14 protein-coding genes are annotated in these 14,415 nt (G+C 64.6%); all 14 read right to left on the reverse strand.

Annotation, left to right across the window (positions count from 1 at the left end; genetic code table 11):
* Window positions 1-14 precede the first annotated feature (14 nt).
* Window positions 15-713 carry an urea ABC transporter ATP-binding subunit UrtE gene (gene urtE / locus MF4836_RS06205; RefSeq protein WP_078469601.1) on the reverse strand — a complete coding sequence of 233 codons (699 nt, stop codon included), beginning with the start codon at window positions 711-713 and terminating at the stop codon, window positions 15-17.
* A 109-nt stretch (window positions 714-822) separates the two neighbouring features.
* Window positions 823-1,683: an urea ABC transporter ATP-binding protein UrtD gene (gene urtD, locus MF4836_RS06210; RefSeq protein WP_078469602.1), complete on the reverse strand. Its 861-nt coding sequence runs from the start codon at window positions 1,681-1,683 to the stop codon at window positions 823-825.
* Entirely contained in the window at window positions 1,680-2,759 is a 1,080-nt protein-coding gene (gene urtC / locus MF4836_RS06215) for an urea ABC transporter permease subunit UrtC (protein ID WP_078469603.1), read from the reverse strand. Before urtC ends, urtD begins: the two co-directional genes overlap by 4 nt.
* The gene (urtB, locus tag MF4836_RS06220; RefSeq protein WP_078469604.1) at window positions 2,759-4,261 is read right to left on the reverse strand and encodes an urea ABC transporter permease subunit UrtB; all 1,503 of its coding nucleotides are present in this window, start codon (window positions 4,259-4,261) and stop codon (window positions 2,759-2,761) included. The genes urtC and urtB overlap by 1 nt, the downstream gene beginning before the upstream one ends.
* A gap of 158 nt (window positions 4,262-4,419) precedes the next feature.
* The gene (gene urtA, locus MF4836_RS06225; RefSeq protein WP_020298745.1) at window positions 4,420-5,685 is read right to left on the reverse strand and encodes an urea ABC transporter substrate-binding protein; all 1,266 of its coding nucleotides are present in this window, start codon (window positions 5,683-5,685) and stop codon (window positions 4,420-4,422) included.
* 226 nt (window positions 5,686-5,911) lie between these two features.
* Window positions 5,912-6,211 (reverse strand): hypothetical protein, encoded by a 300-nt coding sequence (locus MF4836_RS06230; protein WP_078469605.1) that lies wholly within the window; start codon window positions 6,209-6,211, stop codon window positions 5,912-5,914.
* Window positions 6,212-6,308: 97 nt separating this feature from the next.
* Complete coding sequence (locus MF4836_RS06235) at window positions 6,309-7,319, reverse strand: FecCD family ABC transporter permease (RefSeq protein ID WP_078469606.1); 1,011 nt, start codon at window positions 7,317-7,319, stop codon at window positions 6,309-6,311.
* Window positions 7,316-8,263, reverse strand: coding sequence for an ABC transporter substrate-binding protein (locus tag MF4836_RS06240; protein WP_078469607.1), 948 nt, complete (start codon window positions 8,261-8,263; stop codon window positions 7,316-7,318). The genes MF4836_RS06235 and MF4836_RS06240 overlap by 4 nt, the downstream gene beginning before the upstream one ends.
* Window positions 8,260-9,048, reverse strand: coding sequence for an ABC transporter ATP-binding protein (locus MF4836_RS06245; protein ID WP_078469608.1), 789 nt, complete (start codon window positions 9,046-9,048; stop codon window positions 8,260-8,262). Before MF4836_RS06245 ends, MF4836_RS06240 begins: the two co-directional genes overlap by 4 nt.
* A gap of 144 nt (window positions 9,049-9,192) precedes the next feature.
* The gene (locus MF4836_RS06250; RefSeq protein ID WP_078469609.1) at window positions 9,193-10,575 is read right to left on the reverse strand and encodes a PepSY-associated TM helix domain-containing protein; all 1,383 of its coding nucleotides are present in this window, start codon (window positions 10,573-10,575) and stop codon (window positions 9,193-9,195) included.
* Between the two features lie 155 nt (window positions 10,576-10,730).
* Window positions 10,731-12,866, reverse strand: a complete 2,136-nt coding sequence (locus MF4836_RS06255) for a TonB-dependent copper receptor (RefSeq protein WP_078469610.1) — start codon at window positions 12,864-12,866, stop codon at window positions 10,731-10,733.
* Window positions 12,867-12,951: 85 nt separating this feature from the next.
* Window positions 12,952-13,362, reverse strand: a complete 411-nt coding sequence (locus MF4836_RS06260; RefSeq protein ID WP_078469611.1) for a DUF2946 domain-containing protein — start codon at window positions 13,360-13,362, stop codon at window positions 12,952-12,954.
* A 55-nt stretch (window positions 13,363-13,417) separates the two neighbouring features.
* Window positions 13,418-13,912 (reverse strand): copper chaperone PCu(A)C, encoded by a 495-nt coding sequence (locus tag MF4836_RS06265; protein ID WP_078469612.1) that lies wholly within the window; start codon window positions 13,910-13,912, stop codon window positions 13,418-13,420.
* Window positions 13,913-13,960: 48 nt separating this feature from the next.
* Window positions 13,961-14,359, reverse strand: a complete 399-nt coding sequence (locus MF4836_RS06270) for a DUF2946 domain-containing protein (RefSeq protein WP_078469613.1) — start codon at window positions 14,357-14,359, stop codon at window positions 13,961-13,963.
* Window positions 14,360-14,415: the final 56 nt, after the last annotated feature.

Below are 14,415 nucleotides of genomic sequence, written 5' to 3' on the forward strand. Positions count from 1 at the left end.
CAGGAGGCTACAGGTTAGATCGTAACCAGGCCGCGTACACCTTCGGTTTCCATATTTTCGCCCCGCCCTTGCTGGACGATTTCACCCCGGGACATCACCAGGTACTGGTCGGCCAGTTCAGCGGCAAAGTCATAGAACTGCTCCACCAGCAGGATCGCCATGTCGCCTCGTGCCGCGAGTTTTTTGATCACCGCGCCGATCTCCTTGATCACCGAAGGCTGGATGCCTTCGGTGGGCTCGTCGAGGATCAGCAAGCGCGGGCGGCTGGCCAGGGCGCGGCCGATAGCCAGTTGCTGCTGCTGACCGCCCGACAGATCGCCGCCGCGACGCTGCTTCATTTGCAGCAGCACCGGGAACAGTTCGTAGATAAAGGCCGGCACCTCCTTGGCTTCCTTCGCGCCGAAACGTGACAGCCCCATCAGCAGGTTCTCCTCCACCGTCAGGCGCGGAAAAATCTCCCGGCCCTGGGGCACATAGGCAATACCGGCGTGCACCCGCTGGTGCGGTTTGTAGCCGGTGATGGCCTGGCCTTCCCAAGTGACCGTGCCTTCCTTGGTCGGCAGCAGGCCCATCAGGCACTTGAGCAGGGTGGTCTTGCCCACGCCGTTGCGCCCGAGCAGGCAGATGACTTCACCCACCGTCACGTCAAAGCTCAGGCCACGCAGAATGTGGCTGCCGCCGTAGTACTGATGAAGGTGTTGGATCTGGAGCATGGAAGAACCTCAGATAGGAGAGCGGCAAGCTTCAAGCTGCAAGCTGCAAGAAAGAGCGGGTGTACGGTTTTGCTTTCAACTTGCCGCTTGAAGCTTTCAGCTGGCCGCTTCATCGGCCCAAATAAACCTCGATGACGCGTTCATCGGCTTGCACCTGCTCCAGGGAGCCCTCGGCCAGTACGCTGCCCTGGTGCAGCACGGTGACGTGGTCGGCGATGGCGCCGACGAAGCCCATGTCGTGCTCCACCACCATCAGCGAATGCTTGCCCGCCAGGCTCTTGAACAGTTCGGCGGTGAACTCGGTTTCGGCGTCGGTCATGCCGGCCACCGGTTCATCGAGCAGCAGCAACTGCGGGTCCTGCACCAGCAGCATGCCGATTTCCAGGAACTGCTTCTGGCCATGGGACAGCAGGCCCGCCGGGCGCTGGACCGAGGCGGTCAGGCGAATGGTCTGCAGCACCTCGTCGATACGGTCGCGCTGTTCACCGCTGAGTCGGGCCCGCAGGCTGGCCCACACCGATTTGTCGGTCTTTTGCGCCAGCTCCAGGTTCTCGAACACACTCAGGGCTTCGAACACCGTGGGTTTCTGGAACTTGCGGCCGATCCCGGCCTGGGCGATCTGCACTTCGCTCATCGCCGCCAGGTCCAGGGTCTCGCCGAACCAGGCCTTGCCGTGGCTGGGCCGGGTCTTGCCGGTGATCACGTCCATCAGGGTGGTCTTGCCCGCGCCGTTGGGGCCGATGATGCAGCGCAGTTCGCCCACGCCGATGTACAGGTTCAGGTCGTTGAGGGCCTTGAAGCCATCGAAGCTGACGCTGATGTCTTCCAGGGTCAGGATCGTCCCGTGGCGCGTGTTCAGGCCCTTGCCAGCGGCCTGGCCGAGGCCGATGGCATCGCGGCTGCTGCCCTGGTCCTTGTTGGGTTCCAGGATAGGTTCGAGCATGAACTCCGCCGTCGCCGTGACTCTCATTGCTCACCTCGTTTTTTCAGCAGGCCGATCACGCCCTTGGGCAGGTACAGGGTCACCACGATAAACAGCGCCCCGAGGAAGAACAGCCAGTACTCAGGGAAGGCCACGGTGAACCAGCTCTTCATGCCGTTGACCACGCCGGCCCCCAGCAGCGGCCCGATCAGCGTGCCACGCCCGCCCAGGGCCACCCACACGGCAGCCTCGATGGAGTTGGTCGGCGACATTTCGCTGGGGTTGATGATGCCCACCTGGGGCACATACAAGGCCCCGGCCAGGCCGCACAGCACCGCGCTCAGCACCCACACGAAGAGCTTGAAGCCGCGCGGGTCGTAGCCGCAGAACATCAGGCGGTTCTCGGCGTCGCGCAGGGCGGTCAGGACCCGGCCGAACTTGCTCTGCGCCAGGCGCCAGCCAATCCACAGGCTGGCCACCAGCAACAGTACGGTGGCGAAAAACAGCACCGCGCGGGTCCCGGGTTCGGTAATGCCGAAACCGAGAATGGTGCGGAAGTTGGTGAAGCCGTTATTGCCGCCAAACCCGGTTTCGTTGCGGAAGAACAGCAGCATCCCGGCGAAGGTCAGGGCCTGGGTCATGATCGAGAAATACACGCCCTTGATCCGCGAGCGGAAGGCGAAGAAACCGAACACCAGGGCCAGCAATCCCGGGGCCAGCACCACCAGGCACATGGCCCAGAGAAAATGGCTGGTGCCGACCCAGTACCACGGCAGCTCGGTCCACGAGAGGAAGGTCATGAACGCCGGCAAGCCATCGCCCGAGGCCTGGCGCATCAGGTACATGCCCATGGCATAGCCGCCCAGGGCAAAGAACAGCCCGTGGCCCAGGGACAGCAGCCCGGCATAGCCCCAGACCAGGTCCAGGGCCAGGGCGACGATGGCGTAGCAGAGGATCTTGCCCACCAGGGTCAGGGTGTAGGCCGAGACGTGCAGCGGGTTGTCCGCTGCCAGCAGCGACAACAGCGGCAAGGCCAGCAGCACCAGGAGCAGCAGCGCACCGACGGTGAGCGTGACCCTGGGCCCGGCTTTCTGGCTGGCGGTAACGAGCAGTGGTTGATTCATCAGTCGATCACCCGTCCTTTCAGAGCAAAGAGGCCTTGCGGACGTTTCTGGATAAACAGAATGATCAGCGCGAGGATCAGGATCTTGCCGAGCACGGCGCCGATCTGCGGTTCGAGAATCTTGTTCGCGATGCCCAGGCCAAAGGCCGCCAGCACGCTACCGGCCAACTGGCCGACCCCGCCCAGCACCACCACCAGGAACGAGTCGATGATGTAGCTCTGGCCCAGGTCCGGGCCGACGTTGCCGATCTGGCTCAGGGCCACGCCGCCGAGCCCGGCGATCCCCGAACCGAGGCCGAAGGCAAGCATGTCGACGCGCCCGGTGGGCACGCCGCAGCAGGCGGCCATGTTGCGGTTCTGGGTCACGGCGCGCACGTTCAGGCCCAGGCGTGTCCGGTTCAGCAGCAGCCAAGTGAGCACCACGACAAACAGCGCGAAGCCGATGATCACGATGCGGTTGTACGGCAGCACCAGGTTGGGCAGCACCTGGATCCCGCCCGAGAGCCAGGCCGGGTTGGCCACCTCGACGTTCTGCGCGCCGAACACCAGGCGCACCAGTTGGATCAGCATCAGGCTGATGCCCCAGGTCGCCAGCAGGGTTTCCAGCGGGCGGCCGTAGAGGTGGCGAATCACCGTGCGCTCCAGGGCCATGCCGATCGCCGCGGTGACGAAAAACGCCACCGGCAGGGCAATCAACGGGTAGAACTCGATGGCCTGCGGGGCGAAGCGCTGGAACAGCAACTGCACCACGTAGGTGGAGTAGGCGCCGAGCATCAGCATCTCGCCGTGGGCCATGTTGATCACCCCCAGCAAACCGAAGGTGATCGCCAGCCCCAGGGCCGCCAGCAGCAGGATCGAGCCCAGGGACATACCGCTGAAGGCCTGGCCCAGCACCTCGCCCACCAGCAGCTTGCGCTTGACCTGGGCCAGGCTGGTTTCGGCGGCGGTGCGCACCGCAGCGTCGGCTTCGACCCCGGGTTCGAGCAGGCCTTCGAGGCGGGTGCGGGCCAGCGGGTCGCCGGTTTCGCCGAGCAGGCGCACGGCGGCCAGGCGTACCGCCGGGTCGCTGTCCACCAGTTGCAGGTTGGCCAGGGCCAGGCTCAGGGCGGCGTGTACGCTTGCGTCCGGTTCCGCGGCCAATTGCCGATCCAGGAAAGTGAGTTGCGCCGGCTTGGCGCTCTTTTGCAATTGCTGGGCTGCCGCGAGGCGGATCTTGCTGTCGGCGGCAAGCAATTGGTGGCTGGCCAGGGCGGTGTCGATCAGCCCCCGCAAGCGGTTGTTCAGGCGCAGGGTCTTGGCTTGGCCATCGACCGTCAACTGGCCTTGCTGCAAGGCGTTGATCAGTTCGACGCGCGCCGGGTCGGGCTGCGCAGCCCAGGCTTCCAGCAGTTGAGCCTGCTGAGACGGGTTGGCCGCGACGAAGTCTTCGGCGTCACCGGCCCTGGCTGCCAGCGGCAACAGCAGCAGGCAGGCGAGGATAAAACGGTAGAGGGCAGTGGGCATATCGTTGGCCTTGCGCGGACAGGCCGGGGCCTGTGCGTGATCCTGTCGCCGTTGCCGAAGGCTGCGCTGACCCGGTTGGCCCGGGCTGGTCACAGCTTTCGGCAGCGGCGACAGAGGTTGTGCCGGACCGTAGACGGCGTCCGGCTTCCATCCCTTGCTTAGTTGCTCTTGACCGCGTAGTCCGGCTTCTTGTCGTTACCCGGAATGAACGGGCTCCACGGCTGGGCGCGGATCGGGCCTTCGGTCTGCCACACCACGTTGAACTGACCGTCGGGCTGGATCTCGCCGATCATCACCGGCTTGTGCAGGTGGTGGTTGGTCTTGTCCATGGTCAGGGTGTAGCCGGACGGCGCGGCAAAGGTCTGGCCGGCCAGGGCTTCGCGGACCTTGTCGACGTCGGTGGATTTGGCTTTCTCCACCGCCTGGGCCCACATGTGGATGCCGACATAGGTGGCTTCCATCGGGTCGTTGGTCACGGCCTTGTCCGCCCCCGGCAGGTTCTTGGCCTTGGCGTAGGCCTTCCAGTCGGCGACGAATTTCTTGTTGGTGGGGTTATCCACCGACTCGAAGTAGTTCCACGCCGCGAGGTTGCCCACCAGGGGTTTGGTGTCGATACCGCGCAGTTCTTCCTCGCCCACGGAGAAGGCCACCACCGGCACGTCAGTGGCTTTCAGGCCCTGGTTGGCCAGCTCTTTGTAGAACGGCACATTGGAGTCGCCGTTGACGGTGGAGATAACGGCGGTCTTGCCCCCGGCGGAGAATTTCTTGATGTTGGACACGATGGTCTGGTAGTCGGCATGGCCGAACGGGGTATAGACCTCTTCGATGTCCTTGTCGGCCACGCCCTTGGAGTGCAGGAACGAACGCAGGATTTTATTGGTGGTGCGCGGGTACACGTAGTCGGTGCCCAGGAGGAAGAAGCGCTTGGCGCCGCCGCCGTCTTCGCTCATCAGGTATTCCACGGCCGGGATCGCCTGCTGGTTGGGCGCGGCACCGGTGTAGAAGACGTTGGGCGACATCTCTTCGCCTTCGTACTGCACCGGATAGAACAGCAGGCCATTGAGCTCTTCGAACACTGGCAACACCGACTTGCGCGACACCGAGGTCCAGCAACCGAACACCACCGCGACCTTGTCCTGGGTCAGCAACTGACGGCCCTTCTCGGCGAACAGCGGCCAGTTGGAGGCGGGGTCGACCACCACCGGCTCCAGCATCTTGCCGTTGACCCCGCCCTTGGCGTTGATCTCGTCGATGGTCATCAGCGCCATGTCTTTGAGCGAGGTTTCGGAGATCGCCATGGTCCCCGACAGCGAATGCAGGATACCGACCTTGATGGTCTCGGCGGCCTGGACGGTCCAGGTCAAGCCCATCGCGGCAATGCTTGCCGTGAGTGTGAAAGCCTTGATCAAGCTGCGACGCTTCATTGTGCGATCCCCATGACTATTTGAGTTTTTCAGGTGGCAGATGCGAGCTACTGAAAAGCTGTTTTGCAAGGGGTGTGCCGAGTCGCTGCAAGGCATGAAAACGTCGCCTTGCGCGCACAGGCAGGGCAGGCGATGCCCCAAGACGAGGCCTTGGGCAGGGGGTGGTGCGTCGGGGTGCTTCATTGTGGTGCTGCCGCAGGGCGGCAGCCGAGGTCGCGAAGGAGCCTCAATTCACGCCGGGGAAGGAGTCCACATACTCGATGGTGAAATCGGGAAAGGAGTCGACAATCTGGACCTTGTAATCCGGGAAGCTGTTGACGATTTTCCACTTGCCTGCCGAGTCGGGGAAGGCGCTGACCTGCTTCACCTTCAGGTCGGGAAAGGAGTGCACCACTTTGACTTTGTAGTCCGGGAAGCTGTTGACGAACTGGATGTTGCCGTAGATTTTCGAGACATCGACCGTGGTGTCGGCCATTGCGCAACTGGAGCCGAACACCAGCAGCGACAGGCAAATATTTTTCAACATGAGACTCATCCTGAGCAGTGTGAGGCGCGCATTCTAGGGCGCGCCGAGCCGTTGTGGGAAATCGTCCTATCGCCGCCTATCTGTATGCCGAAGGCCTTCAGCGCCGGCGCATCAGCCCGATAAAGAACAACCCGCCGATAGCCGCCGTGGCCACGCCGATCGGCAGGTCTTCGGGGGCGATCAAGGTGCGTGCCGCGACGTCGACCCAGACCAGGAACAGGCTGCCCAGCAGCACGCACACCGGCAGCAGACGCCGGTGTTCGGCGCCCACCAGGCGGCGGGCGATGTGCGGCACCATCAGCCCGACAAAACCGATGGAGCCGCTGATGGACACCAGCACGCCGGTCATCAGGGAGGCGATCAAAAACACCCGCAGGCGCACGTTGCGGGCGTTCAGGCCCAGGGTCACGGCGGTCTGCTCGCCGGCCATCAGCGCGTTCAGTGGGCGGGCCATGCCCAGCAGCAACACCAGGCCGAGCAACACGCTGATGGCGGGGATCGTCAACAATTCCCAGCGCGCCAGGCCGAGGCCGCCCAGCATCCAGAACATCACCGCCGAGCTGGCGCGGTGGTCGCCCAGAAACAACAGCAGATTGGCGATCGCCATCATCACAAAGGACACCGCGACCCCACACAGCAGCAGTCGATCGCTGTCGAGACGGCCGTGGCGCGCGGCGATGCCGAGCACCAGCAGCATGCTCAGCAAGGCGCCGATAAAGGCCGCCAGGGGCAGGGTCAAGAGACCGATCACTTGCCCCACATGCAGCACCACGATTACGGCGCCCAGGGTTGCGCCGGACGTCACCCCCAGCAGGTGCGGGTCGGCCAGCGGGTTGCGCGTCACCGCTTGCAGCACCGCGCCGATCAGCGCCAACCCGGCGCCTACCAACGCCCCGAGCACCATGCGCGGCACGCGGATCAGCCAGACGATATGTTCCTGCCCGGCACTCCAACTCACCTCACCGATACCCAGGGCCTTGTGCAGCAGGATGCGCCACACCACGTCCAGTGGCACCGGCGCCGGGCCGAAGCCGAGGGAGACCACGCAGGACACCAGCAACAGCGCGCCCAGGAGCATCAGCAGCCCGGCATAACGACGGTTGATCATGGGCCGTGGAAACCCTTGGCCAGGGTCTGCACCGCCAGCACGTTGTCGATGCCCGGGGTGGCCTGGACGTAGGGGATCACGATAAAGCGCCGGTTCCTGATGGCGTCCACCGACTGCAACGCCGGGTTGTCCAGCAAGAACTGCTGCTTCTGCTCGGCGCTGATTTCGCTGTAGTCGACGATCACAATCACCTGCGGATTGCGCTCGACCACGGTCTCCCAGTTGACCCGGGTCCAGCTGGTGTCCAGGTCAGCAAGAATGTTGCGCCCGCCAGCAGCATCGATCAGCGCCTGGGGCATGCCCAGGCGACCCGAGGTCATGGCGCGGTCTTCACCGCTGTCGTAGAGGAATACCCGTGGCCGGTCGGCGGGCAGCTGTCGTTTGACCTCGGCCACCTGCTGCTGCATCTGGCTGATCAACTGATTGGCGCGGTCCTGCACATCGAAAATGCGCCCCAGGTTGCGCAGGTCGTTGTAGGTGTCGTCGAGGCTGGCGGCCGGGCGCTTCATGACAAAAGCGCAGGACTCGGTCAGCTCATAGACGTTGATGCCCAGTGGCGCCAGAGTCTGGGGCGTGAGGTCGCCGCCGACGCGCATGCCGTAGTCCCAACCGGCAAAAAAGAAGTCGACGTTGGCGTTGAGCAGGGTTTCCACCGATGGGTATTTGGCCGCGAGTTCCGGCAGCCCGGCGAGGCTGGCCTGCATCTCGGGAGTCATGGCTTTCCAGCCGCTGATGCCGCTGTAGCCGACCATGCGCGGCTTGAGGCCGAGGGCGAGCATCATCTGGGTCATGTTGATGTCATGGCTCAGGGCGTGCCGGGGGGCCTGGTTGAAGGTCACTTCGCGGTTGCAACTGTGGACGGTCAGCGGGTAGTGGGTGGCCTCGGCCAGGGCTTGGCCGGCCGCCAGGGACAGGGCGAGGCACAGCAGGACGCGCAGGGTCATGGTTGGGTTATCCAGGTAATGCGTGGATGGTCGGCCAGCGGATGGCGATCGATCAGGGCCTCGACCCCGAACACTTCCCGCAGCAGTTCGGCGGTCAGGACCTCGGTCGGCGTGCCGCTGGCGACGATGCGCCCGTGATCGAGCACGTACAGCCGGTCGCAGAAAGCCGCGGCCAGGTTCAAGTCGTGGATGCTGGCCAGGGTACCTACCCCCAGGCGTTTCACCCATTGCAGCAACTGCAATTGGTAGCGTGGGTCGAGGTGGTTGGTCGGCTCGTCGAGGATCAGCAATTGCGGCTGCTGGGCCAGGGCGCGGGCCAGAATCACCCGCTGCTTTTCACCGCCGGAGAGGGTGGCGAAGGCATGCGTTTCAAAGCCCAGCAGGCCTACTGACTGCAGGGCCTGGCGGGCCAGTTCGCGGTCATGGGCGGTGTCGCCATCGAACAAGCCCTTGTGCGGGGTCCGGCCCATGGCGACCACTTCTTCAACGGTCAGACCGAAGGCGTCGGGGAACTCCTGCAGCACCACGGCAATGCGCTGCGCGCACCAGCGAGGCGATTGCCGCCACAGGTCGTAATGCTCCAGGCGCACTTCGCCCTGCTGCGGTTTGCTGAAGCGATAGGCGCAGCGCAGCAGGCTGGTCTTGCCGCTGCCATTGGGCCCGATCAGGCCGACGAACTCCCCCGGTGCCACATGCAGGCTGGCCTCACGCAGCTGGAACTGGTGATGACAATGGCCCTGGCCCAGGGGTGTCCAGGCCAGGTTGGTGAGGTTCAGCGAGGTCATGCGCGATCCGTATTGATTGCCCGGCGCCGCGATGGGGCGGCGGGCAGCAAGCTTACACTTGCAGGTTACAAAGTAACATTGGTCCGGGTCGAACCGGGCCGCGCACAGTCTACAGAAGCGCAAACGCTGCGCATCTCGCCAGGTTCATGTTGAAGATGAGGCGGACTCAGAGGCACGGTTCCAGCGTGATAACAGCAGGCGATCGAGCAGCCACACCGCAATCAGCGACGCGCCCACCAGGGGAAACGCCAACGCCAGGGCCAGCATCACCCACATCGCGGTTTTCCACTTCGGCAGGTCATGGCGCAGCGGCGGCACGCCGAGTCGGCCAGTGGGGCGGCGCTTCCACCAGATCACCAGGCCGCTGACGGCGCTGAGCAGAATCATCAGACAGATCAACAGCACCGCCAACTGATTCAGCGGCCCGAACATCTTGCCTTCGTGGAGCATGACCCCGACCTCGGTGGCGCGGGCCACGGGGCTGTAGTCCTGCCAGCGCACATCGGCCAGGACCTGGCCGGTGTACTGGTCGATGTGCAGGGTGGCGTCGTTGCGCGGGTCGTCGGCGAACACCGCGACGGTGAACACGCCGCTGGCGGTAGTGGGCAGAGTGATGCTGTAGCCGGGCTCGACCTGGCGCTGGCGAGCGATGTCCTGCACCTGTTGCAAGCCGATGGCTGGCGCTGCCGGCGCGTGGTCGGCACCACCGTGGGCCATGTGCTCGGCATGGTCGCCGGACATCGGCATCGGCGTGTTTTCCAGGGCCCAGGGCACGGTCTGGCGCGTGGCGTTATTCAGGGCGCCGGCCTGCTGGTCGGACTGCGGCACGTTGTTCCACATGGCCGCCGGGAAGCGGTTCCAGAGGTCGGCGTATTGCTTGCCCCAGAAGCCGGTCCAGGTCATGCCGCTCAACAGCATCACCAGCAGGAATGCGGCGCCCCAAAAGCCCACCACGCTGTGCAGATCGCGCCAGAACAGGCGGCCGCGGCTGCTCAGGCGTGGCCACAGGACCCCGGCCGTGGACTTGCCGCGCGGCCACCACAGGTACAGGCCGGACACCACCAGCATCACGCCCCAGCCAGCGGCCAGTTCCACCAGGCGGTCGCCCAGGGTGCCGATCATCAGCTCGCCGTGAATGGCCCGGGCCACGGCTTGCAGCGTGCGCTTGGCGTGCTGCTCGCCGAGGATGTCGCCGTGGTAGGGATCGACGAACACGTTCAACTCGACGCCGGCGTTTTGCGCCACGAACTGTGCGCTGCGCTCGGCATTGATCGGCGGCAGGTACTGTTTGATCTGGGCCTGTGGATAAACCGCCTGCACCCGCTTGAGCAGCTCGTCGGCGCTGAGGCTGTGGTGCCCGGCGGGGACGTTGAGCAGCTCGCCGTACATCAGCGGGTCGAGCTGGGGCTTGAACAGATAAATGATGCCGGTCAGGGCCAGCATCACCATAAAGGGCGCGACCAGCAGCCCGGCGTAGAAATGCCAGCGCCAGGCCAGGTTGTAGAAAGACACCTTGGGTTGAGTCATCGAATAAGGCTCCGCACGGCAGTGGATCTGTTGTTGTAGGGGCAGCTGTTGCTGCCAGTCATGCTCTGTAGCCGCTGCCGAGGCACGAGGCTGCGCTGGTCTGGGCGGATTCACTCGCTCATCCCCAGCGCAGCCTGGCGGCAGCGGCTATGGGGTCAGAAGCTCAGGTCGACCTTGGTCCAGAGCGTGCGTCCCGGTTCGTTGATGGCTTGCGGGTCATTGGCCGGATAGCCGAACCCGGCGTTGCCGGCCAGGTTCAAGTGCTCGGCGTAGGCTTTGCCGAACAGGTTGTCGACGCCGCTGCTGAGTTTCAGGTTCTTGTTGATGCGGTAGGCGCCGTTGAGCGAGAACACGCCGAAGCCGCCGCTCTTGTCGAAGTCCTTGCCGACCACGTTGCCCTTGTTCTGGTCGATGCGGTTCTGCGCCGCGACCACCCGCCACAAGGCGCCGGCGCTCCACTGATCCTGGCTGTAGGTCAGGCCCATGCGGGCGTCGAGCGGTGGCATTTGCGGCAGGGCCTTGCCATCGCTGCTGTTCTTGCCCCAGGCGTAGGCCAGGGTGGCGTCGGCCTTCCAGTTGGAGGTCAGCTTGTAGGCCGCCCCCAGTTCGCCGCCCATGATCCGGGCGTCGATGTTCTCGGCCTGGGAGGTGGTGCCCATCATCCCCGGGCGGTAGTTGAACAGGATGTAGTCGCGGATTTGACCGACATAGCCCGAGGCCCAGGCCTCCAGGTCTTCGCTTTTGTATTGCAGGCCGAAATCAAGCTGGGTGGTTTTCTCCGGCTTGATCGAATCGAAGGCGTTGACCGAACCGGCAGGGCCGGTATTGGGCGAAAACAGCTCCCAGTAATCCGGGAAACGCTGGGTATGGCCAAGGCCGGCGTACAGGGTGGTGGGGCTGTCGGCCAGATCATGCTCGTAGCGCACAAAGCCGCTGGGCAGGGTGTCGGCGCGGGTGTTGTCGGCGGTGGGGTTGGGGCGGCTCATCATGTTGCTGGTGAGGCGCTGGCGATAGTCCTTGGCCGAGGCGCGGTCCAGCCGCGCGCCGCTGATCAGGCGATCACGGTCGGCGGCGTACCAGGTCAGCTCACTGAAGACTCCATAGTTGTGGAAGTCGGCGTCCTTCTCGCGGGGCAGTTGCTTGTAGGTGTCGACGCCGCTGCTGGCGCGTTGGCGGTGTTCGTTGGTCTGTGCATCCAGGCCGCTGATCAGCTGCACATCGGCCCAGCGCCAGGTGGCCTTGATCCGCGCGCCGAGGGTCCGGCGATCGACGTTGGACGCCATGGGCCCGGCCATCATCCCGGTGCCCGACGGCGTGCGCAGGCTGTAGTTGTCCATCACGTGGTCGGCGTAGTTGTAGTAGACCTGGGCCTCGACCTTGTCCAGCACTTCGCCGAGGTTGGACTTCTCGAAGCGCAGCCCCAGGCTTTCGCGCTTGAACTGCGAACCGTCCATGCCGCGTCCGGCGTAGCGAGCCTCGCCGTCGCCCTTGCCGGCGGTCAGCTCCAGCAGGGTGTCGGCGTCCGGGGTCCAGCCCAGGGCCACATCGCCGTTCCACTTGTCGTAGCGCGAGGCCACGGTGTCGTTGTTGCCGTCTTTGTAATCGTCGGCGTGGGCGGTGTTGCCGATCACCCTGACATAGCCCAGCGGGCCACCGGCAGCGGCATCCAGCACCTTGTCGAAACGACCGTTGGAGCCGGCCAGCAGGCTGGCATTGACCCGGGTTCCCAGTTCGCCGAAATGCTCGGGCTCACGCTCGAACAACACGGTCCCGGCCGATGCGCCCGGGCCCCAGAGCACGGTTTGCGGGCCTTTGATCACGGTCAGCTTGTCGTAGGTCTCGGGGGAAATGTAGGAGGTCGGAGCGTCCATGCGCCCGGGGCAGGCGCCGAGCATCATGCCGCCATTGGTCAGTATGTTCAGCCGCGAACCAAACATCCCGCGCAGCACCGGGTCGCCATTGGTGCCGCCGTTGCGCACCAGGGCAAAGCCGGGAATGGTCTTCAGATAGTCGCCACCATCGCTGGCCGGCACTGGCTGACGCGGGTCCTTGGGGTTGGTGACCACGGTCAGCGGCGAGCTGGGGGCAATGGCGGTAATCACCGTGGGCGTGAGCTCTTGCGGATGCGGGTGCTGGTGCAGGTCCTCGGCAGGCTCGGCGGCCATGACCAAGGGGGCGAGCAGCGCCCCGCACATGACGCTGATGGCGCAGTTGAACCGCACACGGGACGGTTTCAGGGCAAAGGTGTTGCATGCCTGGGCGGCGCCCAGGCGAGTGTTGGCAGAAAACATAAATGTTCCATCAATAGGCACAAACGACACGGCCGAGCGCCTGCGACTGGGGGCGACAGTCGGCCGTGGGAGAGAAGCAAGGGGCCTAGCGGATGGCGGGCGGGGCGCGGGTCAGGGCGCCGGGGAACACGGTCTGCCGGGCGTGACCCAGGCGCGGGGAGGGGCTGACAAAGGGAGTGTTGGGGGGCATCGCCGCGATGCTGAACGACAACCCGCCGGGCAGCGCCGGGCAGTTGAACAACAGGCTGCAGTAGCCGCATTTTTCCCAGAGCCCATGGTGCTCGCTCTGGGTCTTGCCTGGTTGCGCGCTGGGTTGGGTTTCGCCGTGGCAGCCGGGTTCGCCGCTGTGCATGTCCATCGACATGGACATGTTCATCGGCATGGCCTGATCCATCGGCATCGCTTGGGAAATCAGCGGACCGATAAAGATCATCAGCATGGCGAACAGGCTGATCCAGCTACCGCGACGCACTTTTATCGAGTGGCGAGGCGGCACGGATCGCCTGGCGCCGGGCGGGCGCAGGGCGTTCACGAACAGCGCGGGTCAGTGATTACTGGGCGTGCTTGTGCTCGGCCATGTTGTCGGGCGCCTGCTTCTGCACCGCGACCTCGACCGTTACGTCACCGGCCTTCTCGAAGTGCAGGGTCAGCGGGAAGCGTTTGCCGTCGCTCAGCAGGCTGCGGTCTTTAAGCTCCAGCAGCATCACGTGGTAGGCCATGGGCGCGAAGCTGACCTCGGCACCCGGGGCAACGGCCACCTTCGGCACTTGCTGCATTTTCATCAGGTCGCCCTGCATCACGTGTTCATGCAGCTCGGCTTTGCCGGCAATCGGTGTGTCGACGCTGAGCAGGGTGTCGGCCGTGCTGCCGGTGTTGTGCAGCACGAAGTACGCCGCAACGGTCGGCGCGTTCGGCGGCAGCTCCTGGGACCAGGGGTGGGCAATCTGAATCTCGCCGGCCTTGTATTCATGGGCATTGGCGAAACAGGCAGGTAGCAGTACAGCGGCCAGCAGCAGGGCTTGCTTGACCAGGGATGGTTTGAACATGGCAATTCTCCAGGGTGATTCAAAAACGCAGGTCACTTGCGAAAGGAATCACGCCAGGGGCGGTGCACCGGGGTTCAGGCTCGGCCATTGCTGGCGCGGCGTGGGGGTGTCGATCAGGGTGGGCGGCAGGCTGCCGTGGGTGGCGTAGCGTGCGAAATACGGCTGCGGCACATGCCCGGGCATGGCCATCAGGGGCGCTGAGCCCGAGCAGCACCAGCAATGCTGCATGTTGGAGTGATCGTCGTTCTGCGGGGCTTTTTGCTCGAGCTTGCCCAGGGAGATCGCCACCAGCTTGGTGCCGGTCGAAGAACAGAAGCTGCCCCACAGCAGTTGCTCGGTGGCGCCCTGGTCGTCCCGCGGCATGGCCCCGGAAAGCGGCATGGCAAGCATGTTGAACAGCACTGCGAAGCAGGCGATCCAGGCAAATGCGAGCCGTTGTCGGGACATGATGGACGATCCGTCGGGTTGAGCGATCAGGCGGGTATTTAGCCTGATCGCCGGGC

The organism is Pseudomonas sp. MF4836 (assembly GCF_002018875.1).
Lineage (GTDB): Bacteria > Pseudomonadota > Gammaproteobacteria > Pseudomonadales > Pseudomonadaceae > Aquipseudomonas.

Excerpts from the sequence above, each read along its gene's own strand:
- MF4836_RS06265 (WP_078469612.1), bottom strand. The coding sequence starts at position 13,912 with ATGTTCAAACCATCCCTGGTCAAGCAAGCCCTGCTGCTGGCCGCTGTA.
- MF4836_RS06250 (WP_078469609.1), bottom strand. The coding sequence starts at position 10,575 with ATGACTCAACCCAAGGTGTCTTTCTACAACCTGGCCTGGCGCTGGCAT.
- MF4836_RS06230 (WP_078469605.1), bottom strand. The coding sequence starts at position 6,211 with ATGTTGAAAAATATTTGCCTGTCGCTGCTGGTGTTCGGCTCCAGTTGC.
- urtA (WP_020298745.1), bottom strand. The coding sequence starts at position 5,685 with ATGAAGCGTCGCAGCTTGATCAAGGCTTTCACACTCACGGCAAGCATT.
- urtB (WP_078469604.1), bottom strand. The coding sequence starts at position 4,261 with ATGCCCACTGCCCTCTACCGTTTTATCCTCGCCTGCCTGCTGCTGTTG.
- MF4836_RS06270 (WP_078469613.1), bottom strand. The coding sequence starts at position 14,359 with ATGTCCCGACAACGGCTCGCATTTGCCTGGATCGCCTGCTTCGCAGTG.
- urtD (WP_078469602.1), bottom strand. The coding sequence starts at position 1,683 with ATGAGAGTCACGGCGACGGCGGAGTTCATGCTCGAACCTATCCTGGAA.
- urtE (WP_078469601.1), bottom strand. The coding sequence starts at position 713 with ATGCTCCAGATCCAACACCTTCATCAGTACTACGGCGGCAGCCACATT.
- MF4836_RS06245 (WP_078469608.1), bottom strand. The coding sequence starts at position 9,048 with ATGACCTCGCTGAACCTCACCAACCTGGCCTGGACACCCCTGGGCCAG.
- MF4836_RS06255 (WP_078469610.1), bottom strand. The coding sequence starts at position 12,866 with ATGTTTTCTGCCAACACTCGCCTGGGCGCCGCCCAGGCATGCAACACC.
- urtC (WP_078469603.1), bottom strand. The coding sequence starts at position 2,759 with ATGAATCAACCACTGCTCGTTACCGCCAGCCAGAAAGCCGGGCCCAGG.
- MF4836_RS06235 (WP_078469606.1), bottom strand. The coding sequence starts at position 7,319 with ATGATCAACCGTCGTTATGCCGGGCTGCTGATGCTCCTGGGCGCGCTG.
- MF4836_RS06240 (WP_078469607.1), bottom strand. The coding sequence starts at position 8,263 with ATGACCCTGCGCGTCCTGCTGTGCCTCGCCCTGTCCCTGGCGGCCGGC.